This is a genomic window from Massilia timonae (assembly GCF_001866515.1).
GTDB lineage: Bacteria > Pseudomonadota > Gammaproteobacteria > Burkholderiales > Burkholderiaceae_D > Telluria > Telluria timonae.
In genome coordinates this window covers 371,249-392,169 of the sequence record NZ_JRYB01000001.1, presented here as the reverse complement: position 1 = coordinate 392,169, position 20,921 = coordinate 371,249, and the positions used below count along the sequence as shown (strand labels likewise).

Here is a 20,921-nt window from a genome sequence, read left to right as displayed (position 1 = left end):
TTGGCCCGTGAGGTGGACGGCTCGCCGTCCACTTCACGGCCTCCGGTGGCGAACGATCAGCCCTTGAGCTCTTCGATCAGGTCGACGTACTGCTGCTGGGCTTCCTCTTGCGAGGTGCCCTTGAGGCCGGCCCAGGCGTCGTACTTGGCGCGCGCCACGAAATCGGTCATGCCCGGACGCTCGCCGGTCACGTCGCCGCTCGAGCCCTGCTTGAACAGCGCGTAAATCTTCAGCAAGGTCATGTTGTCGGGACGCTCCGACAGGTTCTTCGAATCGGCCTGGGCCTGGTTGAACTGTTCCTGCAAGCTCATGGAAACTCCTGTGATGGTTGAGTGCGGTATTGTCGCTTGGACAATTCGGCAGGCATCTTAGCGCAGGAGGAGGGCGGGCACGGGAATTCGGGCCGCATTTTAGAAGGGAAGTTCAAAAGCTGCCGTCAAGACGGCAGCGCCATGCGCCGCCGCAGGACGGCGCACGGTAAAACGCGCTTAGACGGCCAGCAGGTCGACGTCGAAGATCAGGGTCGCGTTCGGCGGGATCACGCCGCCGGCGCCGCGCGCGCCGTAGCCCAGGCTGGCCGGGATGGTCAGGCGGCGCGAACCGCCGACCTTCATGCCCTGCACGCCTTCGTCCCAGCCGCGGATCACGTGGCCGGCGCCGAGCGCGAACTCGAACGGGTCGTTGCGGTCCTTGCTCGAATCGAACTTGGCGCCCAGGCTGCCGTCGTCGTTGCGCAGCCAGCCGGTGTAGTGCACGGTGACGTGCTGGCCGGCCTTGGCCTCGGCGCCTTCGCCGGTGACGAGGTCTTCGTATTGGAGGCCGGAATCGGTGGTGATGGTGGACATGGTCTTCCTTGTTGTTCAGATTGAACGGCGATTGTAGTCCATGGGTCTCGAAAGTGCCATCCCGTAGAATGGCGGCATTGATCCCCGTCCCGACCTGCCATCAGGAGAAACCATGCTGCAAAGGAAAGCCCCGTGAACGCCGTATTGACCGCTTGCCGGCGCGCCTTGCGCGCCCAGTTCAGCGGCCGCATGCTGCTGCTGTCGCTGGCGCCCCTGTTGCTGGCGCTCGTCCTGTGGGGTGTGGTGATGTGGCTGGGCCTGCAGCCGCTGCTCGACTGGCTGCACGGCATGTTCGCCGACTACGGCGGCTTCGAGACCAGCGGCAGCATGCTCGAAATGGTCGGCCTGGGCATGCTCAAGGTGATGGTGGTGCCGCTGATGGCGATCGTGCTGCTGCTGCCGCTCATGATCGGCTCGGCCCTGCTGTTCGTGGGCGTGGTGGCGATGCCGGCCATCGAAACCCATGTCGGCAAGCGCCAGTTTCCCCAGCTCGCTAAAAAAGAGGGCGGCTCCTTCTTCGGCAGCGTGGCGATCAACCTGGGCAGCACCGCCGTGTTCGCCCTGCTGTGGCTGTTCACCCTGCCGTTGTACGCGGTGCCGCCGCTGGCCTGGCTGGTGCAGGCCAGCCTGTGGGCCTGGGTGACCTCGCGCGTGATGAGCTACGACGCGCTGGCCGCCCACGCCAGCCAGGCCGAACGCCTGGCCCTGATGCGGCGCCGTCGCCCGGCCCTGCTCGCCATCGGCTTCGTCACCGGGCTGGCCGGCGCGCTGCCGGGCATCGTCTGGATGGGAGGCGCCGTGCTGTCGATCGTGCTGTTCCCGATCCTGGCCCTGGTGTCGCTGTGGCTGTACGTCATGATTTTCCTGTTCGCCGGGCTGTGGTTCCAGTATTACTGCCTGCAAGGGTTGGAAGAGCTGCGCGCGGAAGAGGCGACGCAGCCGGCGTGATCCGTCTTTCGATATGGATCAAACCTGGCTGTGCACCAAAGGCATTTCCAGCGCGTTAAATATTGGTAGCTAAAACGGCCCGGGGTGCTTGCCTGAATTGCACGCGGTAATAGCACTCAGCCAAGACCTCGTTGTTTTTTTGCGAAAATATTCCAAGCGCAGCAAATTTGTTAAACGGCGTCTCGCGTGGGACGTATTGATGTGGTGGAATATTGCCTACGGACGGTGCGATCTGGAGTGGGATTGCACCATCAGCGTGCGAACTAACAAAGACCACGACCACTCGAACGGACCAGCAGCACCACGGATGGCGAGCAGGTTGGCGGGGATTGCTAGCGTTTTGATTCAGACCGGTTAAGCCATCATGGAAAGTATTCGCCGTCTCGGACGGCCAAGCAATGTGTCCGGCAAACGTGCCGCCAACGAGCGCAGTGAGCCGAGCTTCGAGCCGAGCTTCGGCGACGCGGTCGCGACCTCCGCAGCGCCAGCGAGCGCCGGCGCCGCGGGCGCCGCCGTGGAGAGCGCTCCTGCGCTCGCGGCCGGCGGCAACGACGTTCCCCTGTACGAAGCCTTCCCGCACCTGGCGGGCAATGGCGGCATTCCCGCCGGCCCGTCGGGCGAACCCGGCGACGACGAGCCGGCTCCGCGCAAGCGCCGCTGGAAACTGTGGCTGCTGCTCGGCCTGCTGCTCCTGGTCGCCGTGCTGGCGGCCTGGGCGGTGCTGGAGACGCGCAGCTCGCGCCTGCAGGCAAAGATCTTCGCCGACATGGCCAGCGAACTCACGTTCCGCATGGAAAACGGTCCCAGCGATGCGATCCGCTTCCCGGCCGCCAGTCCGTACGACACCCGGCTGGGCTACGCCGGCCTGCCGCGCTACCTCGAGCGGCTCCAGACGCGCGACTATGCGATCGCAAGCCAGGCGCGCATCTCGCCGCAGATGGTCAAGATGGCCGACCTGGGCCTGTACGCGACCTACCACGAGAAAACCAAGGTCGGCCTCGAGATCCTCGATTGCCGCTCGCAGCCGATCTATACCTCGCGCTTCCCCGAGCGCTTCTACCACGAGTTCAGCGCCGCGCCGCCGCTGCTGGTGCAAAGCCTGCTGTTCATCGAAAACCGCGAACTGCTCGACGCCAGCCATCCGCGCCGCAACCCGGCGGTCGAATGGGACCGCTTCTCGAAGGCCGTGTTCGACAAGACCCTGTCCAGCGTCGGCCTGGGTGGCGGCGGCCGCGTGGCCGGCGGCAGCACGCTGGCGACCCAGATCGAAAAATACCGCCATTCGCCCGAAGGCCGCACCAGCTCGACCACCGACAAGATCATCCAGATGGCCTCGGCCACCCTGCGCGCCTACCAGGACGGCGAAGACACCACCGGTTCGCGCCGCCAGATCGTGCTCGACTACCTGAACACGGTGCCGCTGTCGGCCAAGTCCGGCTACGGCGAAGTGAACGGCATCGGCGACGGCCTGTGGGTCTGGTATGGCCGCGACTTCGACAAGGTCAACGCGATGCTCAAGGGCCCGATGACGAGCCCGGACGCCGTGCTGGCGTATAAAGAAGCGCTGTCCCTGATGATCGCCCAGCGCCGTCCGGCCTATTACCTGGGCGCCGGCGAGCCCGACCTCGAAGTGCTGACCGACAGCCACCTGCGCGTGCTGGCCCAGGCCGGCGTGATCTCGCCGCAGCTGCGCGACGCCGCCCTGAGCGTCAAGCTGCAGCCGGCGCTGCACAGCGGCGTGGCGCCGCCGCCGGCCGACGCCTTCGTGTCGCGCAAGGCGGCCAACGCGGTGCGCAACCACCTCGGCTACCTGATCGGCGACACGCGCCTGTACAACGTCGACCGCCTCGACCTGTCGGTGGTCTCGACCCTGGACGGCAATGCCCAGCAGGCGGTGACGGCGGCCCTGCGCCAGCTGTCCGACGCCGAGCACGCCAAAGCGGCCGGCCTGACCGGCAAGGGCCTGCTCGGCAACGGCGACCCGGCCCAGGTGGTGTACAGCTTCACCCTGATGGAGCGGGGCGAGCACGTCAACTACCTGCGGGTCCAGACCGACAACTACGACCAGCCGCTCGACATCAACGAGGGCGCCAAGCTCGACCTCGGTTCGACCGCCAAGCTGCGCACGCTGGTGACCTATCTCGACATCGTCGACCAGCTGCACAAGCGCTTCGAGCCGCTCGACAAGATCGGCCTGCACGGCGTCGAGATCGATCCGAAGGACCGCCTGTCGCAATGGGCGCTGGAATACTTCCAGACCCTGCCGGAAGGCGCCGACCGCGGCCTGAAGCCCATGCTCGACGCCGCCATGGCGCGCCGCTATTCGGCCAGCCCGGGCGAGCGCTTCATGACCGGCGGCGGCCTGCACACCTTCGGCAACTTCAGCAAGCTCGACGACAGCAAGATCATGGACGTGCACCAGGCACTGCGCCAGTCGACGAACCTGGTGTTCGTGCGCATGATGCGCGACGTGGTGCGCTTCTACATGTTCCAGCTGCCGGGCTCGTCGGCCCAGCTGCTGGCCGACGCCAACGATCCGCGCCGCGCCGCCTACCTGGCGCGCTTCGCCGACAACGAAGGCAAGGACTTCCTGGCCAAGTTCTGGAATAAATACAAGGGCAAGACCCCGGCGGAGATCGAAGCGCTGCTGTTCTCCGGCGTGCGTCCGCTGGCCTCGAAGCTGGCCGCGGCCCACCGCACGGTGGCGCCGAACGCCACGCTGGACCAGTTCGGCGCCTTCATCAATGCGAACCTTCCGTCCGCCAACGAAGTCGATCCGGAACGCATCCCGAAGATGTACGAGATGTACGATCCGCGCAATATGTCGCTGGCCGACCGCGGCTACGTGGCCTCGGTGCACCCGCTCGAACTGTGGCTGGTGAGCTATCTGCGCACCCATCCCAAGGCCACCTGGTCCGAGGTCACGGCGGCCAGCGTCAAGGAGCGCCAGGAAGTCTACCAGTGGCTGTTCAAGACCAGCCGCAAGAACGCCCAGGACAAGCGCATCGCCGGCCTGCTCGAGGTCGAGGCCTTCCTCAAGATCCACGCCCAGTGGAAGAAGATGGGCTATCCCTTCGATTCGCTGGTGCCGTCGTACGCGACCACGCTGGGCGCCTCGGCCGACCGTCCGGCCTCGCTGGCCGAGCTGATGGGCATCATCGTCAACGGCGGCGTGCGCAAACCCACCGAGCGCATCGATTCGCTGCACTTCGCCAAGGACACGCCGTACGAGACCCTGGTCAAGCGCAACAAGGGCGGCGGCAAGGAACAGGTGCTGGCGCCGGAAGTCGCGCGCACCGTGGCCGACGCCATCCAGGGCGTGGTCTCGGACGGCACCGCCAAGCGCGTCAAGACCGCCTTCGTGCAGGCCGACGGCAGCATCATCGCGCTGGGCGGCAAGACCGGCACCGGCGACCAGCGCTTCGACGTGTATGCGCGCGGCGGCCGCCTGATCGAATCGCGCTACGTGAACCGTTCGGCGACCTTCGTCTTCAATATCGGCGAACGCTTCTACGGCAGCATGACGGCCTATGTGCACGGCCCGCAGTCGGAACACTACGACTTCACCAGCGCGCTGCCGGTGCAGTTGCTGGTGACGCTGGCGCCGAGCCTGATGCCGATGATCGAGCCTTCGGCCGCGCCCGCGGCTCCTGGCGCGACCCCTGCGGCGGCGGCGGCCCAGCGCCAGTGCGTGCGTTGAAGCCAGGCCAGGGCGCAACCGGCGGCGCGCAGGTGAAAGGCCTGCGCGCGCGCCTGCAGAATTTCAGCATCGTCTCGCTGCGCGATCTGGTCGTGGCGTCCGGCCCGACCATCCTGCTGGTCGGCGCGGCGCTGCTGCTGGCCTACTGGTGGGTCGATCCGGCGCCGCCGCGCAGCCTGCGCCTGGCCACCGGCCAGGAAAACTCCGCCTACGAAACCTTCGGCAAGCAGTATGCCGCGGTGCTCGCGCGCGACGAGATCAAGGTGACGCTGGCGCCGACGCTCGGCTCGCGCGACAACCTGCAGCGCCTGCTGGCGGGCGAGGCCGACGTCGCCTTCGTGCAGAGCGGCTCGACCGACGGCGACACGATGAACGCCGATGCCGAGGGCAGCGCCGAGCGCCGCGACCTGGTGTCGCTGGGCAGCCTGTTCACCGAGCCGGTGTGGCTGTTCCTGCGCGCGGAAGCCAATATCACGAAGCTGACCGACCTGCGCGGCAAGCGCATCAACCTGGGGCCGGAGGGCACCGGCGTGCCGCGCCTGCTGCGCCAGGTGCTCGACGCCAACGGCATCGCGCCGCGAGACCTGCGCATCGGCGACCTGGCCGATACGCCGGCCACGGTGGAGCTGCTGGCCGGCCGCATCGACGGCCTGGTGTTTTCCTCGGCGCCGGAAGCGCCGCTGATCCAGATGCTGCTGCAGACGCCCGGCATCAAGCTGTTCGACTTCGCCCAGGCCGAGGCGTATACGCGGCGCCTGCCGTTCCTGACCCACGTGGTGCTGCCGCGCGGGATCGTCGACCTGGGCCGCAACATCCCGGCCCAGGATTACCACCTGATCGCGCCGACCGCAACCCTGGTGGCGCGCGAGGAAATCCATCCGGCCCTGGTGGGCCTGCTGGTCAAGGCCGCCACCGAGATCCACGGCGGGGCCGGCTGGTTCCAGCAGCAGGGCCAGTTCCCGTCGCCGAAGTACACCGAGATCCCGGTGGCGGCGGAAGCCGCGCGCTACTACCGCGACGGTCCGCCCTTCATGCAGCGCTACCTGAGCTTCTGGCTGGCCAACCTGGCCGAACGCCTGTGGGTGGTGGTGGTGGCGCTGACCGCCTTGTTGATCCCGCTGTCGAAGATCGTGCCGCCGATCTACGTGTGGCGCGTGCGCTCGCGCGTCTACCGCTGGTACGGCGAACTGCGCGCGATCGAGCAGGCGTTCGAGGACAGCGGCGCGGCGCCGGACGACAAGGTGCGCAACGACCTGCAACGGCGCCTGGACAGCCTCGAAGACCGCGTCAACCACATCTCGGTGCCGCTGGCCTATGCCGACGAGCTGTACCGCCTGCGCAGCCATATCCACCTGGTGCGCGAGCGCGTGCGCGGCTGGCAGCAGGAGGACGCGGCAAGCGACGCGAGCCACGATGCGACGCCGGGCCATCCGGTGCGCGGCAGCGCCTGATTTTTCCTTTTCCGATTGCGATCCCTTGCCCGATTCCGCCCAACCCACGATCGACCGCCTGGACCGCCTGCGAAAGCCGCTGGTGGTGCGCTCGGTCGTCCTGATCGTCAGCGTCTGCCTGCTGCTGGTGGGCCTGCATGCGTGGAGCCTGCTGGCGTCGCGCCAGGCCGAGATCGACAACACGGGCACCAGCACCGCCAATATGGCGCGCGCGCTGGCCTCGCATGCGGAGCGCACGATCGACCTGGGCGACGCGATCCTGGACGAGATGACGGCGCGCGCCGAGGCCGGCACGACGGTGGCTGCCGAGGATGCCGGGCTGCATGCGCGGCTGGCCCATATCGCCTCCGTCACGCCGCAGATCCAGGAATTGTTCATCTATGACGCCAATGGCGAACGGGTGGCCACCTCGCTGCCCGCCAGGCTTCCCGGCAGCGTGGCGGACCGCGAGTACTTCCGCTACCACCGCGAGCACGCGGGTCGCGGCACCCGGATCGGCAAGCCGATCCGCAGCCGCTCGACGGGCGTCCTGAGCATTCCGCTGACGCGCCGCATCGACCGGCCTGACGGCAGCTTCGGCGGCGTGGCGATGGCGTCGCTCAGGCTGAGCTTTTTCGGCGACTTCTACGACAGTTTCGACGTCGGCCGCACCGGCACCCTGATCCTGGCGATCGACGACGGCACGCTGCTGTACCGGCGGCCGTTCAGCGAATCCATGGTCGGCACCGACATCGGCGGCGGCCCGATCTTCCAGCTCTACCGCAAGACGGGCCCGGTCGGCACCGCGATGCTGACCTCGAAGATCGACCGGATCGAGCGCCTGTACAGCTACCGCCATGTGGAACGCTTCCCGCTGCTGGTCGCCATCGCCAAGTCGAAGGAGGAAGTGCTGTACGGATGGTGGGTAGTGGTCGTCAAGATGAGCTGCGTGGTGCTGTTCGCGGTGGCGCTGCTGGCCTGGGGCACCCACCGCATGATCGGCCAGTTGCGGGTGCGCGACGCGCTGGAAGACCAATTGCGCGGGGCGCGCCTGACGCTCAAGGAGCAGAACGCGTCGCTCAAGGCGCTGGCCGACAGCGACGGGCTGACCGGCCTGGCGAACCGGCGCGGCTTCGAGCAGACGCTGGCGGCGGAGCACGAGCGGGCGCGCCGCAATGGCCAGCCGTGCGCGCTGATCCTGGCCGACGTCGACCACTTCAAGAAGTACAACGACCGCTACGGCCACGTGGCGGGCGACGATTGCCTGCGGCTGGTGGCCGGCGCGATCCGCGCCGGCACGCGCCGGCCGACCGACCTGGCGGCGCGCTATGGCGGCGAGGAGTTCGCGGTGATCCTGCCGGACACGGATCTCGACGGCGCGCGCGCCGTCGCCGAGAACATCCGCGCCGCGGTGGCGGCGCTCGGGATCGCGCATGCCGATAGTCCGCACGGACGCGTCTCGCTCAGCATCGGCGTGGTGGCCGCCCATTCCGCCGTCGACGACGGGCCCGCCCTGGCATGGGTCGAAGCGGCCGACGCCCTGCTGTACCAGGCCAAGGCGCAAGGCCGCGACCGCGTGGTCGCGTGCGAGTTGCGGCAGCCTGCCAGGAACCTGTCGGCATAGCCACGCCCGGGGCAAACGGATTACACTGGCGGCCCCGTGTACCGTCCCGAAGGAAGCCATGATCCGCCGTTCGTTCTCCGCCCTTTTCCTGGGTTGCCTGCTGGCCTGGCCGGCCGCCTCGCCCGTCCTTGCGGCCGGCATGGATGCCGCGCCGTCCGCGAGGGAGCGGCCGGCGCGCGAAGCCTATACCAAGTACGAGGTCCGGATCCCGATGCGCGACGGCGTGCGCCTGTTCACGGCCGTGTACGTGCCGAAGGACGCTTCCCGCTCCTATCCCTTCCTGATGCAGCGCACGCCCTACAGCGCCGGCGTGCGCGCCGAAGGAGAATTGCGCTACGGCGTGGACTGGATGCCGGAAACGCTCGGCCCCTCGCGCGAATTCGAGGAGGCCGGCTACATCTTCGTGGTCCAGGACGTGCGCGGCCGCCACATGTCCGAGGGCGTGTGGCAGGAGATGACGCCGCACGGCAAGGCGCAGCGCGCGAAAGGCGAGGGCGTCGAAGCCGAGGACATGCACGACACCGTCGCCTGGCTGTTGAAGAACGTCCCGAACAACAACGGCAAGGTCGGCATCTGGGGCATCAGCTATCCCGGCTTCTACGCCGCCGCCAGCGTGATCGATTCGCATCCGGCCATCAAGGCCGCCTCGCCGCAGGCGCCGATCGCCGACCTGTACATGGGCGACGATTCCTATCATGGCGGCGCCTTCAAGCTGGCCGCCAACTTCGACTTCTATTCGTCGTTCGTCGCGGCGCCGAATCCATCGCCCAAGCCGGCATCGGGCGGCGGCTTCGACTACGACGAGGCCGACGGTTACGATTTCTTCCTCAAGCACCTGACCCTGGGGGCGATCGCGGGCACGATGAGCGAGCGCCAGCGCGCGCTGTTCATGCCGAACATCGAGCACGACACCTATGACGAATTCTGGCAGTCGCGCGCCATCGGCCCGCACATGAAGAACGTGAAGGCGGCGATGCTGACCGTGGGCGGCTGGTTCGATGCGGAGGATTTCCAGGGGCCGTTCACGATCCACGACGCGCTCAAGCGCCACAGTCCGGCCGCGGTGAACAAGCTGGTGGTGGGCCCATGGGTGCATGGCGGCTGGATGCGCGGCATTGGTGCGCGCCTCGGCCACGTGCGCTTCGACGCCAATACGAGCGACTACTTCCGGCGCCATATCCAGTTCCCGTTCTTCGAGCAGCACCTGAAAGGCGTCAAGCCGGCCACGGAGCTGGCGCCGTTCACCATGTTCGAGACCGGCACCAATGTCTGGCGCAATTACGACGCCTGGCCGCCGAAGCCGGCCCGGGCGCGCACCCTGTATTTCAACGCCAACGGCAGCCTGACCTGGCAGCAGCCGGTCGCCGGCGGCGCCGGCTACGATGAATACGTGGCCGATCCGAAGCGCCCGGTGCCCTACATCGGCTATCCGGCGCAGGGCGTGCCGCGCGAGTACATGGTGTCCGACCAGCGCTTCGCCGCGACCCGTCCCGACGTGCTGGTGTACCAGAGCGAGGTGCTGGAACAAGACGTCACGGTGGCCGGCTCCGTCGTCCCGAAGCTGTTCGTCTCGACCACCGGCACCGACGCCGACTGGGTGGTCAAGCTGATCGACGTCTACCCGAGCGACTATCCGACGCCGCCGGCGCCGGGCGCGGGCAACGACGTCGCACCGCCGGCCGTGAAACTGGGCGGCTACCAGCAGCTGGTGCGCGGCAATCCGCTGCGCGGCAAGTTCCGCAACAGCTATGAGAAGCCGCAGCCCTTCGTGCCCGGTGAGGTGACGGCGATCGGCTACGAGCTGGGGCAGGTGAACCACACTTTCCGCCGCGGTCACCGCATCATGGTGCAGGTGCAGAGTTCGTGGTTCCCGCTGATCGACCTGAATCCGCAGACCTTCATGCGGATTCCCGACGCCAAGCCGGAGGACTTCAGGAAAGCGAGCCAGCGTGTGTATCGCACGCCGGGCAGCGCCTCTGGCCTCCAGCTGATGGTGATGCCTAACTGAACCGTTCGTTGCGACGGCGCGGCACGCCGCGCTCGTACCACGCCGGCGCGCCGGGAACGAGCGATGCGCGCACTTCGCGGCGCAGGGTGGTCGCGGGAATCGCGTCGGCCGCCAGCTGTCGCAGGCGCCGCACGTCGGCGTGCCGGCCGCGCGCCGCCAGCACGTCCAGGATGGCGTTCACGTCCTGCACATAGTTGTGGATCTCGGCCGGGATGCTGGGCGCGGCGGTGAAGCGCTTGCGGCGCTCGCGGAAGGCGTCCATCAGGTAGTCGGCATGCTGGCGGATGTTCTCTTCGGGGTTCGGCATCAGGCGTTCGGCCAGCTCGGCGTCGCCGGCGGCGATCACCTGCGGCAGCACGACCCGGATGCCGGAAGCGGCCAGCGCCGGCGCCACCTTTTCCAGTTGCAGGAACAAGTCGCGCGTGCGCACCGGCTGGTCGCGCGCATGGTCGATCGACAGGACGTCGAGCAGCTGGTCGCGGGCGCCCTGGCCGTTCAGCAGGGCAGTGGTAGCGCGCTCGCGCACCGCTTCGAGCGCTGCGGCCGCGGGCGGATGGGCCTCGGCCAGCACCGCCCAGTCGGCCAGCGCGTAGGAGCGCCGCACGCCATGCAACGAGGGATCCTGTTCCAGGGCGTGCTCGTGGAACCAGGCCAGCTCTTGCAGCGCCGCGTCATACTGCCCCTGGTCGGCCAGCTCGCGCGCCCTGACCAGGCGTTCCATGGCGTCGCTCATGCGCCCACCCACGGCAATCCCGCCTTGCACCAGCCGCCGACGGTCTTGCGATGGCCTTCGCCATCCTTGTCGCCTTCGAAGCCTTCGAGGATGTCGAAGGAGTTGGCGTAACCGAGTTCGGTCGCCACGCGGGCGCTGTGGCGCGAGCGCACGCCCGAGCGGCACAGGAACAGCAGGGTGTCGTCCTTGCTCGCGACTTTTTCGAGCTGGGCGCCGAAATCCGGGTTCGGCACGCCGCCCGGGTAGGTGGCCCATTGCACTGCCGCGTGCTGGGCGTCGGGGATGGCGACCCGGCCCACCCAGTCGCGTTCGGCATTGGTGCGCACATCCACCAGCTTGACCTTCGGGCTGCTCTTGAGCAGCTCGAACGCCTCCTGGGGCGTCACCGCACCGGCATAGGGCTGCCCTGCGCCGCGCTGGCGCGCTGCTTCGAGAATGTTTTCTTTAGTCATAATGTTCGTTCCGTTTTTGGGCATTCGCTCGCGCTGCACCACCATGGATCAGTGTATCCTGCTCTGAAATGGTGCGTCTGGCTACGATCGCACTCCATTGGTGCATTCGGCCTGTACTGTAAATCTTTCGACAAGCTTGCCGATCGACGCGATTTTATGGGTAAACTGGCCCGTCCCCCAAGAACGATTTGTGCATGCCCTCATGCAAACGAGAAGGCGCGTGGGGTGTCACCAAGTTGGCATGCTTCGTGCTTCAACATGATGCAAGTTGTCGGTTCTCATGACTCGACTTCCTTTTTTCAATTAGGAGATTCCGAATGGCAAAGTCCGCCGCAGATGTAATGCAACTGGTCAAGGACAACGAAGTCAAATTCGTTGATTTACGCTTCGCCGATACCCGCGGCAAGGAACAACACGTCACGGTCCCGGTGTCGCACTTCGACCTGGACAAATTCGAATCCGGCCACGCCTTCGATGGTTCGTCGATCGCCGGCTGGAAGGGTATTGAAGCCTCGGACATGCTCCTGCTGCCGGACCCGAACACCGCCAACCTCGACCCGTTCATGGAAGAGACCACGCTGTTCATGCAGTGCGACGTCATCGAACCGTCGGACGGCAAGGGCTACGACCGCGATCCGCGCTCGATCGCCAAGCGCGCCGAGGCGTACCTGAAATCGTCGGGCATCGGCGACACCGCCTACTTCGGCCCGGAACCTGAATTCTTCATCTTCGACTCGGTCCGCTGGAAGATCGACATGTCGGGCTGCTTCGTCAAGATCGACTCGGAAGAAGCCTCGTGGTCGACCGACAAGGAGTTCGAAGGCGGCAACAGCGGCCACCGTCCGACCGTCAAGGGCGGCTACTTCCCGGTCCCACCGGTCGATTCGTTCCAGGACATGCGTTCGGAAATGTCGCTGATCCTCGAATCGATGGGCATCCCGGTCGAAGTGCACCACCACGAAGTGGCCGGCGCCGGCCAGAACGAGCTGGGCACCAAGTTCTCGACCCTGGTCGAGCGCGCCGACTGGACCCAGAACCTGAAATACGTCATCTGGAACGTCGCCCACAGCTACGGCAAGACCGCGACCTTCATGCCGAAGCCGATCAACGGCGACAACGGCTCGGGCATGCACGTGCACCAGTCGATCTGGAAAGACGGCAAGAACCTGTTCGCAGGCGACGGCTATGCCGGCCTGTCGGAAACCGCGCTGTTCTACATCGGCGGCATCATCAAGCACGCACGCGCGCTGAACGCGATCACCAACCCGGGCACCAACTCGTACAAGCGCCTGGTGCCTGGCTACGAAGCCCCGGTCAAGCTGGCCTACTCGGCCCGCAACCGTTCGGCCTCGATCCGCATCCCGCACGTGGCGAACCCGAAAGGCCGCCGCATCGAGACCCGCTTCCCGGATCCGCTGGCCAACGTCTACCTGTGCTTCGCCGCGCTGCTGATGGCGGGCCTGGACGGCATCCAGAACAAGATCCACCCGGGCGAAGCCGCGACCAAGGACCTGTACCACCTGCCGCCGGAAGAAGACAAGCTGATCCCGACCGTGTGCGCCTCGCTGGAAGAAGCGCTGGAAGCCCTGGACAAGGACCGCGAGTTCCTGACCCGCGGCGGCGTGTTCAGCGACAGCATGATCGATGCCTACATCGAGCTGAAGATGAACGAAGTGCAGCGTCTGCGCATGACCCCGCACCCGGCCGAATTCGACATGTACTACTCGTCGTAATCAGTTAGCAATACTGTTGTGCCTGCGCATCGCCATGCTCCACGGCGATGCCATGAAACGCGGGGAAAGCGATGGCTTTCCCCGCGTTTTTTGTTGCTTCGGGTATAGTCGGGCGCGACTACAATGCATCTTCCCGCCGATGCAAGCTACCGAGTGATAGGAATGACAAACATCGTTTTTCATGGCGCCGTGGCCATGTTCGCCCTGCTGTTCTGCGCCTCGGCCCAAGCCCAGATCTACCGCTGTCTCGATGCCAACGGCCGCCCGCTGTACACCGACACCAAGGTCGGCAAGTGCCAGCTGATCGACACCGGCTACAGTTCGCCGCCGGCCGCGTCGAAGCCGATTCCGGCCCCGCGCTCATCGAGCGCCTCGGGCGGATCGGGTTCGGCAAGTGCGCCGAGCCCGGCCGCCACCAGCACCCCGTCGGGCTTCCCGCGCGTGGACAACGTGGTGCAGCGCGCGCGCGACGACGAGCGGCGCGAGATCCTGGGCGACGAGCTGCGCATCGAGGAACGCAAGCTGGCGGACCTCAAGAAGGAATTCAATAACGGCGAGCCCGAGCGCCAGGGTAACGAGCGTAATTACGCCAAGTACCAGGAGCGGGTGGCGTCGATGCGCGACGAGATCAACCGGACCGAACGCAATATCGAGGCGCTGCGGCGCGAGATCGGCAATATCAGATGACCCTGCCACCTTTGAACGACACGCCCGCCTTTGACGCGGGCGATCCGGCGCGCTACGCCGGCCTCGACCTGCTGGCCTCGGCCGTGCTGCTGACCGGCGCCGAGGGCGAAGTGCTGTATGCGAACGCCGCCGCCGAGAACCTGATGGAGCTGTCGCTCAAGTCGCTGCAGCGCCATCGCCTGCCCGAGCTGTTCCAGAACGGCGCCGAGCTGGCGGCCCTGATCGGCCAGGCGCTGGCCCACCAGTACGCCGACCTGCGCCAGGACCTGACCCTGCAGCGCAACAACCGCGAGCCGCTGCACGTGAACAGCATCGTCAGCGCGCTGGGCGACGGCACCCTCCTGATCGAGCTGCGCGAGAACGTGCAGCAGCTGAAGCTCGATCGCGAGGAGCGCATCCTCGACCAGAGCCAGGCCAACAAGGAACTCATCCGCAACCTGGCGCACGAGATCAAGAACCCGCTGGGCGGCATCCGCGGCGCGGCCCAGCTGCTGGAGCTCGAGCTGCCGCCGCACCACCTGCTCGAACTGCAGGAATACACGCAGGTGATCATCAAGGAAGCCGACCGCCTGCAGACCCTGGTCGACCGCCTGCTGGCGCCGCACCGCAAACCCCACATCGTGGGCGACGTGAATATCCACGAAGTGTGCGAGCGCGTGCGCAGCCTGATCCTGGCCGAATTCCCGCAGGGCCTGAGCATCAAGCGCGACTACGACGCCTCGATTCCGGAATTTCGCGGCGATTTCGAGCAGCTGATCCAGGTGGTGCTGAACATCGCCCACAACGCCGCCCAGGCCCTGGCGAGCCGTATCGCGCAGGGCGATGCCGAGATCGTTTTGCGCACCCGCGTGGCGCGCCAGGTCACCCTGGCCAAGGTCCGTTACGGGCTGGCATTAGACTTGCATATCATCGACAATGGACCGGGCATCGCGCCCGATATCCGCGACCGCATTTTCTATCCGCTCGTATCCGGGCGCGACGGCGGGAGCGGCCTCGGGCTGACGCTGGCGCAAACCTTCGTGCAGCAGCACCTGGGGGTGATCGAGTGCGAAAGCCGGCCTGGACTGACGGATTTCCGTATCCTGCTGCCCCTGCCATAAGCGCGGGCTTCGATGCGCGCCGACCAGTCCTTTATTGAATCCATGTTGCGGGAAGCACGAATACATGAAACCAATCTGGATTGTCGACGACGACGCATCGATTCGCTGGGTGCTCGAAAAAGCCCTGGCGCGCGAAAGCCTGGAGACCCGCAGCTTCGCCAACGCGCGCGAGGCCCTGACCGCCTTTGAAACCGATACCCCGCAGGTGCTGGTATCGGACATCCGCATGCCGGGCGAATCCGGCATCGACCTGCTGCAGGCCGTCAAGGCCCGCCATCCCGGCCTGCCGGTCATCATCATCACCGCCTTTTCGGACCTCGATTCGGCGGTGTCCTCGTTCCAGGGCGGCGCCTTCGATTACCTGGCCAAGCCGTTCGACATCGACAAGGCGGTGGCGCTGATCCGGCGCGCGCTCGAGGAGAGCCTGCGCGAAGCCAGCGTCGAGGCGCTGCCGGCCGAGACGCCCGAGATCCTGGGCCATGCGCCGGCGATGCAAGAGGTGTTCCGCGCCATCGGCCGCCTGTCGCAATCGAACGTGACGGTCCTGATCACGGGCGAATCGGGCACCGGCAAGGAACTCGTGGCGCGTGCGCTGCACAAGCACAGCCCGCGCGCGCAACAGCCCTTCATCGCCCTGAACACCGCGGCGATCCCGAAGGACTTGCTGGAATCGGAATTGTTCGGCCACGAGCGCGGCGCCTTCACCGGCGCCCAGGCCATGCGGCGCGGCCGCTTCGAGCAGGCCGAGGACGGCACCCTGTTCCTGGACGAGATCGGCGACATGCCGTTCGACCTGCAGACGCGGCTGTTGCGCGTGCTGTCCGACGGCCACTTCTACCGCGTCGGCGGCCACCAGCCGGTGAAGGCCAATGTGCGCGTGATCGCCGCCACCCACCAGAACCTCGAGCAGCGCGTGCGCGACGGGTTGTTCCGCGAAGACTTGTACCACCGCCTGAACGTGATCCGCCTGCGCCTGCCGTCCCTGCGCGAGCGCAGCGACGACATTCCAATCCTCACGCGCCACTTCCTGGTGCAGAGCGCACACCAATTGGGCGTCGAACCGAAGCGCATGAGCGAGCAGGCGATGCGCTTCCTGACCGGCCTCGAGTTGCCGGGCAATGTGCGCCAGCTGGAAAACCTGTGCAACTGGATCACCGTGATGGCGCCCGGCCAGACGGTCGAGATCAAGGACTTGCCGCGCGACCTGACCCAGGGCCAGGCGGGCGCCGGCGTCAACCCGGTGCCGCTGGCCGACGGCGTGGTGGGGGCGGGCGCGCTGCCCGTGGCCGGCGCCGGCGGCATCGTCATGCAGGTCGCGGCGCAGGCGCCGGCCTCGCCCGACGGCTGGATCGACCTGCTCGAGCTGCAGGCCGCCGGCATGCTCAGCGCGGGGCAGATGGACGTGATGGACATCCTGGGACGCCAGTTCGAGTCGGCCCTGATCAGGACCGCCCTCAAGCATACGCACGGCCGCAAGAACGACGCCGCGATGCGGCTCGGGATCGGGCGCAACACCATCACGCGCAAGATCGTGGAACTGGGGATCGACGGCGCGCGCGAAGAATAGCGCCGTAGTAAAGCCTCGCAGTAAAGGCTGATAGTGAAAAGTGTGGCGGGTGGTGTAAGCTCCTGCATCGCCCGCTCTACCTTTTCACCCCATGCTGATCAACTGCGTCGCCTACCAGGAAGGCAAGAAACTGTGCGATATCCCGGTCGAGGATATCAGCGAATACCTGAAACAGGACGACACCTTCGTCTGGGTCGCCCTGCGCGACCCGGCCCCCGCCGACATCACCCTGATGCAGGAAGAATTTGGCCTGCACGAACTGGCGGTCGAAGACGCCCTGCGCGGCCACCAGCGGCCCAAGCTCGAGGAATACGGCGACTCGCTGTTCGTCGTGGTCCAGATCGTGGAGCTGGCCGGGGACGAACTGAACGTCGGCCAGCTGGCCGTGTTCGCCGGCGAGAACTACGTGCTGTCGGTGCGGCGCGACGCCAGCCAGGGCTTCCTGGGCGTGCGCGCCCGCGCCGAGCGCGAGCCGCATCAATTGAAAAAGGGCGCCGGCTTCGTGCTGTACGCGCTGGTCGACGCCGTGGTCGACCGCTACTTCCCGGTGGTCGACATGCTCGAATCCGAGCTCGAGTCGATCGAGGACCACATCTTCGGCATGCAGGGCAAGCAGCGCGCCAACGTCGAGCGCCTGTATGAGCTCAAGCGCAAGGCGCAAACCCTGCGCCATGCCGTGGTGCCGCTGATGGACGCCGTCGGCCGCCTGTACGGCGGCCGGGTGCCGGGCGTGGTGCTCGAGACCCAGGATTACTTCCGCGACGTGCACGACCACCTGTACCGCATCGCCGGCCGCCTGGACGCGGTGCGCGACACGATCAACACCGCGATCCAGGTGACCCTGTCGATGGTGGCGATCGAAGAGAACGAAGTGAGCAAGAAGCTGGCCTCGTACGCCGCGATCTTCGCCGTATTCACCGCCTTCGCCGGGGTGTGGGGCATGAACTTCGAGTTCATGCCCGAGCTGAAGTGGAAGTGGGGCTATCCACTGGCGCTTCTCACTATGGTGGGCGTGTGCGCTTACCTGTACCGCCGGTTCAAGAAGGCCGGCTGGCTGTGATCAGCGCCGGTCGGCGGTCGCCGCCGCGCCGGCGCAAGCCAGCGTCACCATCGCGATCGCCAGCCATTGCACGGTGGTGAGCCGTTCGCCCAGCAGCAGGAAACCCGCCAGCGCCGCCACTGCCGGCCCGGCGCTGACCAGGATCCCGAACACCCGCCGCGGCAGGCGCTTGAGCGCCTTCATCTCGAGCGTGTAGGGCAGGGCCGACGACAGGATGGCCACCGCCAGCCCGCCGCCCAGTACCGCCGGCGCCAGCAGGTCGCCGCCGGCGTAGCTCACGCCGAACGGCACCACGAACACGCAGGCCGCCAGCAGCCCCCACGACACGGCCTGGCCGCCGTCCAGGGTCGACACCCGCTTGCCGAACACGATGTACATCGCCCAGCAGAACGCGGCCGCCAGCGCATAGGCGATGCCGACCGGGTCCAGCGCGGCGCTGTTGGCGGCCGTCGGCAGCAGCAGCCACAATCCGGCGCCGGCGAGGATCACCCACAGGAAGTCGCGCGCATGGCGCGAGGACAGGATCACCACCGCCAGCGGCCCGGTGACTTCGATCGCGACCGCGATCCCGAGCGGGATGCGTTCGAACGAGCGGTAGATGAACAGGTTCATCGCCCCCAGCATCACGCCGTAGATGACGAGATTGGGCAGGTCGGCGCGGCGCAGCGGGAAGCGCCACGGGCGCACGATGGCGAGCAGGATCAGGGCCGACAAGCCGACCCGCAACGCCACCACGCCGGCGCTGCCGACCGCCGGGAACAGGCCCTTGGCCCAGGCGGCGCCGGCATTGACCGACACCAGCGAACCCAGGATGGCCAGCGCGGGCGCGGCCACGCCCTGGGCGGCGGTGGCGGCGCGGGCGTTCACCTGATCATTCACTTGGCGGCCATCGCCTTGGCCACCGCCTCGGCCACGCGGATGCCGTCCACCGCGGCCGACATGATGCCGCCGGCGTAGCCGGCGCCTTCGCCGGCAGGGAACAGGCCGCGCGTGTTCAGGCTTTGCAGGTCGTCGTTGTTGCGCTTGATGCGGATCGGCGACGAGGTGCGGGTCTCGACGCCGGTGAGCACCGCGTCTTCCTTGTAGTAGCCCTTGATCTGCTTGTCGAAGGCGACGAAGGCTTCGCGCAGCGCCGTGATCGCGTAGTCCGGCAGCGAGGTCGCCAGGTCGGTCAGGTGCACGGCCGGACGGAACGACGGCGTCACCGAGCCGAATTCGGTCGATGGCCTGCCTTTCACGAAGTCGCCCATCAGCTGGCCCGGCGCGTCATAGGTGCCGCCGCCGAGCACGAAGGCGCGCGATTCGAGCTCGCGCTGGAAATCGATCCCGGCCAGCGGGTGGCCCGGATAGTCGTCGGGCGTGATGCCGACCACGATCGCGCTGTTGGCGTTGCGCTCGGCGCGCGAATACTGGCTCATGCCGTTGGTGACGACGCGGCCTTCCTCGCTCGAGGCGGCGACCACGGTGCCGCCCGGGCACATGCAGAAGCTGTAGACCGAACGGCCGTTGGAGGCGTGGTGCACGATCTTGTAGTCGGCCGCGCCGAGCAGCTTGTTGCCGGCGTTGGGGCCGAAGCGGCAGACGTCGATCAGCGACTGCGGGTGCTCGACCCGGAAGCCGATCGAGAACGGCTTGGCTTCGATGTACACGCCGCGGTCGTACAGCATCTGGAAGGTGTCGCGCGCGCTGTGGCCGATCGCCATCGTCAGGTGGCGGGTCGCGATCTCTTCGCCATTGGCCAGGCGCACGCCGACCACCTGGCGCACGCCGCCGGTCTCTTCGATCAGCACGTCGTCCACGCGCGTCTCGAAACGGATCTCGCCGCCGAGGCGGATGATCTCGGCCCGCATCTGTTCGACCATCTTGACCAGGCGGAAGGTGCCGATGTGCGGCTTGCTGACGTACATGATCTCTTCAGGTGCGCCGAAGCGCACGAATTCGGTGAGCACCTTGCGGCCATGATGGTTGGTGTCCTTGATCTGGCTGTACAGCTTGCCGTCCGAGAAGGTGCCGGCGCCGCCTTCGCCGAACTGCACGTTCGACTCGGTATTGAGCTTGCGCTTGCGCCAGAAGCCAAAGGTGTCGACGGTGCGCTCGCGCACGATCTTGCCGCGCTCGAGGATGATCGGATTCAGGCCCATCTGCGCCAGGACTAGCGCCACGAACAGCCCGCAGGGACCGGTGCCGACCACCACCGGACGCGGGGTGCCAGGGGCCGGCTTGTTGACCTGCACGAACTTGTAGTCGACGTCGGGCGAGGGCATCACGTGCTGGTCCTGCTTGAGGCGCGCCAGCACCGCCGCTTCGCCGCGCACTTCGGCGTCGATCGAATAGATCAGCACGACGGCGGCCTTCTTGCGCGCATCGTAGCTGCGCTTGTAGACGGTGAAGTCGACCAGGTCGGCGTCCTGGATGCCGAGGCGGGCCAGGATGGCCTCGCGCAGGGCCGGTTCGGGGTGGTTCAGGGGGAGTTTGAGTTCGTTAATACGCAGCATGAGAGGGTGGTTGCTGGTGAGGCAACAAAATGTGAGCGGGCAAACCGCTATTTTACCTCGGCGGCAGGCATCGGGCGGGATGGCGTTGGCGCCCTGGCAGGGCGGCGCGGGTCCTAGCTAGCCGCTTGTGTCTGGTGCCGCGATGTCCAGGGAAAGTGCCTGGATTTTCCTTTTCGTTGAGTAATAGTGATTGGAGAGGACGTTCTGTAGGGTTTACGCAACCATACCTCAGCATTCTACAAATTCTCTACAACTTAGTTCAAATGCATACTGTGTAAATATTGTTTGGCGCGCGAATAGAAAAAAATCTCGCCGGAATGCGGCGCTCCACATATGCACTGCGTATGAAACCATCGTCAATACAATGATTTAGCACATATTTGAGCTTGGGATGCCATACCTACCCCGTATGCATGCATTGGCGTCGTATCGCAAGCCGGATTTGCTTATCCAAAATTTCACTTTGGAAATCTGTTGTATTTAACACTCTGCGCCCCCTGTGTCTGATTGACACTTTTCTGTGCCATATGTTTTTATAT

Annotated in this window: 16 protein-coding genes; 10 read left to right on the top strand and 6 right to left on the bottom strand. The window is 66.4% G+C overall.

All coding sequences use genetic code 11. The features are described from left to right. Positions 1-56: 56 nt before the first annotated feature. Positions 57-311, bottom strand: a complete 255-nt coding sequence (locus LO55_RS01695) for an acyl-CoA-binding protein (RefSeq protein WP_005668466.1) — start codon at positions 309-311, stop codon at positions 57-59. Between the two features lie 177 nt (positions 312-488). Next, positions 489-845, bottom strand: a complete 357-nt coding sequence (locus LO55_RS01690; RefSeq protein WP_005668468.1) for an FKBP-type peptidyl-prolyl cis-trans isomerase — start codon at positions 843-845, stop codon at positions 489-491. Positions 846-977: 132 nt separating this feature from the next. On the opposite strand from LO55_RS01690, the gene LO55_RS01685 reads away from it, so the two are divergent. From LO55_RS01685 to LO55_RS01665, 5 genes are all read left to right on the top strand, one after another. Then, entirely contained in the window at positions 978-1,793 is an 816-nt protein-coding gene (locus LO55_RS01685; RefSeq protein ID WP_071360198.1) for an EI24 domain-containing protein, read from the top strand. A gap of 364 nt (positions 1,794-2,157) precedes the next feature. Next, a complete protein-coding gene (locus LO55_RS01680) occupies positions 2,158-5,493 on the top strand; it encodes a transglycosylase domain-containing protein (protein ID WP_071360197.1) in 3,336 nt (1,111 codons plus the stop codon). Then, the gene (locus LO55_RS01675) at positions 5,490-6,944 is read left to right on the top strand and encodes a TAXI family TRAP transporter solute-binding subunit (RefSeq protein ID WP_071360196.1); all 1,455 of its coding nucleotides are present in this window, start codon (positions 5,490-5,492) and stop codon (positions 6,942-6,944) included. The genes LO55_RS01680 and LO55_RS01675 overlap by 4 nt, the downstream gene beginning before the upstream one ends. 25 nt (positions 6,945-6,969) lie before the next feature. Further along, entirely contained in the window at positions 6,970-8,547 is a 1,578-nt protein-coding gene (locus tag LO55_RS01670; RefSeq protein ID WP_071360195.1) for a GGDEF domain-containing protein, read from the top strand. A gap of 58 nt (positions 8,548-8,605) precedes the next feature. Then, the gene (locus LO55_RS01665) at positions 8,606-10,555 is read left to right on the top strand and encodes a CocE/NonD family hydrolase (RefSeq protein WP_071360194.1); all 1,950 of its coding nucleotides are present in this window, start codon (positions 8,606-8,608) and stop codon (positions 10,553-10,555) included. Here LO55_RS01665 and LO55_RS01660 read toward each other — a convergent pair. Both LO55_RS01660 and LO55_RS01655 read right to left on the bottom strand, forming a co-directional pair. Beyond that, on the bottom strand, positions 10,548-11,288 hold the full coding sequence (locus LO55_RS01660; RefSeq protein ID WP_071360193.1) for a hypothetical protein: 741 nt from the start codon (positions 11,286-11,288) through the stop codon (positions 10,548-10,550). The two genes, LO55_RS01665 and LO55_RS01660, sit on opposite strands and share 8 nt — an antisense overlap. Continuing rightward, the gene (locus LO55_RS01655) at positions 11,285-11,740 is read right to left on the bottom strand and encodes a rhodanese-like domain-containing protein (protein WP_040776999.1); all 456 of its coding nucleotides are present in this window, start codon (positions 11,738-11,740) and stop codon (positions 11,285-11,287) included. The genes LO55_RS01660 and LO55_RS01655 overlap by 4 nt, the downstream gene beginning before the upstream one ends. 317 nt (positions 11,741-12,057) lie before the next feature. Here LO55_RS01655 and glnA point away from each other — a divergent pair, with 317 nt between their 5' ends. From glnA to corA, 5 genes are all read left to right on the top strand, one after another. Beyond that, positions 12,058-13,473: a type I glutamate--ammonia ligase gene (glnA, locus tag LO55_RS01650; RefSeq protein WP_005668489.1), complete on the top strand. Its 1,416-nt coding sequence runs from the start codon at positions 12,058-12,060 to the stop codon at positions 13,471-13,473. A 162-nt stretch (positions 13,474-13,635) separates the two neighbouring features. Next, positions 13,636-14,160, top strand: a complete 525-nt coding sequence (locus tag LO55_RS01645) for a DUF4124 domain-containing protein (protein WP_071360192.1) — start codon at positions 13,636-13,638, stop codon at positions 14,158-14,160. Next, the gene (gene glnL, locus LO55_RS01640; protein WP_229410018.1) at positions 14,157-15,260 is read left to right on the top strand and encodes a nitrogen regulation protein NR(II); all 1,104 of its coding nucleotides are present in this window, start codon (positions 14,157-14,159) and stop codon (positions 15,258-15,260) included. Before LO55_RS01645 ends, glnL begins: the two co-directional genes overlap by 4 nt. A gap of 64 nt (positions 15,261-15,324) precedes the next feature. Further along, on the top strand, positions 15,325-16,827 hold the full coding sequence (gene ntrC, locus LO55_RS01635; RefSeq protein WP_071360191.1) for a nitrogen regulation protein NR(I): 1,503 nt from the start codon (positions 15,325-15,327) through the stop codon (positions 16,825-16,827). A 91-nt stretch (positions 16,828-16,918) separates the two neighbouring features. Beyond that, on the top strand, positions 16,919-17,887 hold the full coding sequence (gene corA / locus LO55_RS01630; RefSeq protein WP_071360190.1) for a magnesium/cobalt transporter CorA: 969 nt from the start codon (positions 16,919-16,921) through the stop codon (positions 17,885-17,887). Here corA and LO55_RS01625 read toward each other — a convergent pair whose 3' ends face one another. Together LO55_RS01625 and LO55_RS01620 are read right to left on the bottom strand one after the other, a co-directional pair. Further along, positions 17,888-18,766, bottom strand: a complete 879-nt coding sequence (locus tag LO55_RS01625) for an EamA family transporter (RefSeq protein WP_071360189.1) — start codon at positions 18,764-18,766, stop codon at positions 17,888-17,890. Beyond that, positions 18,763-20,382 (bottom strand): NAD(P)/FAD-dependent oxidoreductase, encoded by a 1,620-nt coding sequence (locus tag LO55_RS01620; protein WP_071360188.1) that lies wholly within the window; start codon positions 20,380-20,382, stop codon positions 18,763-18,765. The genes LO55_RS01625 and LO55_RS01620 overlap by 4 nt, the downstream gene beginning before the upstream one ends. Between the last annotated feature and the right edge of the window lie 539 nt (positions 20,383-20,921).

Excerpts from the sequence above, each read along its gene's own strand:
- corA (WP_071360190.1), top strand. The coding sequence starts at position 16,919 with ATGCTGATCAACTGCGTCGCCTACCAGGAAGGCAAGAAACTGTGCGAT.
- LO55_RS01660 (WP_071360193.1), bottom strand. The coding sequence starts at position 11,288 with ATGAGCGACGCCATGGAACGCCTGGTCAGGGCGCGCGAGCTGGCCGAC.
- LO55_RS01645 (WP_071360192.1), top strand. The coding sequence starts at position 13,636 with ATGACAAACATCGTTTTTCATGGCGCCGTGGCCATGTTCGCCCTGCTG.
- LO55_RS01665 (WP_071360194.1), top strand. The coding sequence starts at position 8,606 with ATGATCCGCCGTTCGTTCTCCGCCCTTTTCCTGGGTTGCCTGCTGGCC.
- LO55_RS01695 (WP_005668466.1), bottom strand. The coding sequence starts at position 311 with ATGAGCTTGCAGGAACAGTTCAACCAGGCCCAGGCCGATTCGAAGAAC.
- LO55_RS01655 (WP_040776999.1), bottom strand. The coding sequence starts at position 11,740 with ATGACTAAAGAAAACATTCTCGAAGCAGCGCGCCAGCGCGGCGCAGGG.
- LO55_RS01620 (WP_071360188.1), bottom strand. The coding sequence starts at position 20,382 with ATGCTGCGTATTAACGAACTCAAACTCCCCCTGAACCACCCCGAACCG.
- LO55_RS01690 (WP_005668468.1), bottom strand. The coding sequence starts at position 845 with ATGTCCACCATCACCACCGATTCCGGCCTCCAATACGAAGACCTCGTC.
- glnA (WP_005668489.1), top strand. The coding sequence starts at position 12,058 with ATGGCAAAGTCCGCCGCAGATGTAATGCAACTGGTCAAGGACAACGAA.
- LO55_RS01680 (WP_071360197.1), top strand. The coding sequence starts at position 2,158 with ATGGAAAGTATTCGCCGTCTCGGACGGCCAAGCAATGTGTCCGGCAAA.
- glnL (WP_229410018.1), top strand. The coding sequence starts at position 14,157 with ATGACCCTGCCACCTTTGAACGACACGCCCGCCTTTGACGCGGGCGAT.
- ntrC (WP_071360191.1), top strand. The coding sequence starts at position 15,325 with ATGAAACCAATCTGGATTGTCGACGACGACGCATCGATTCGCTGGGTG.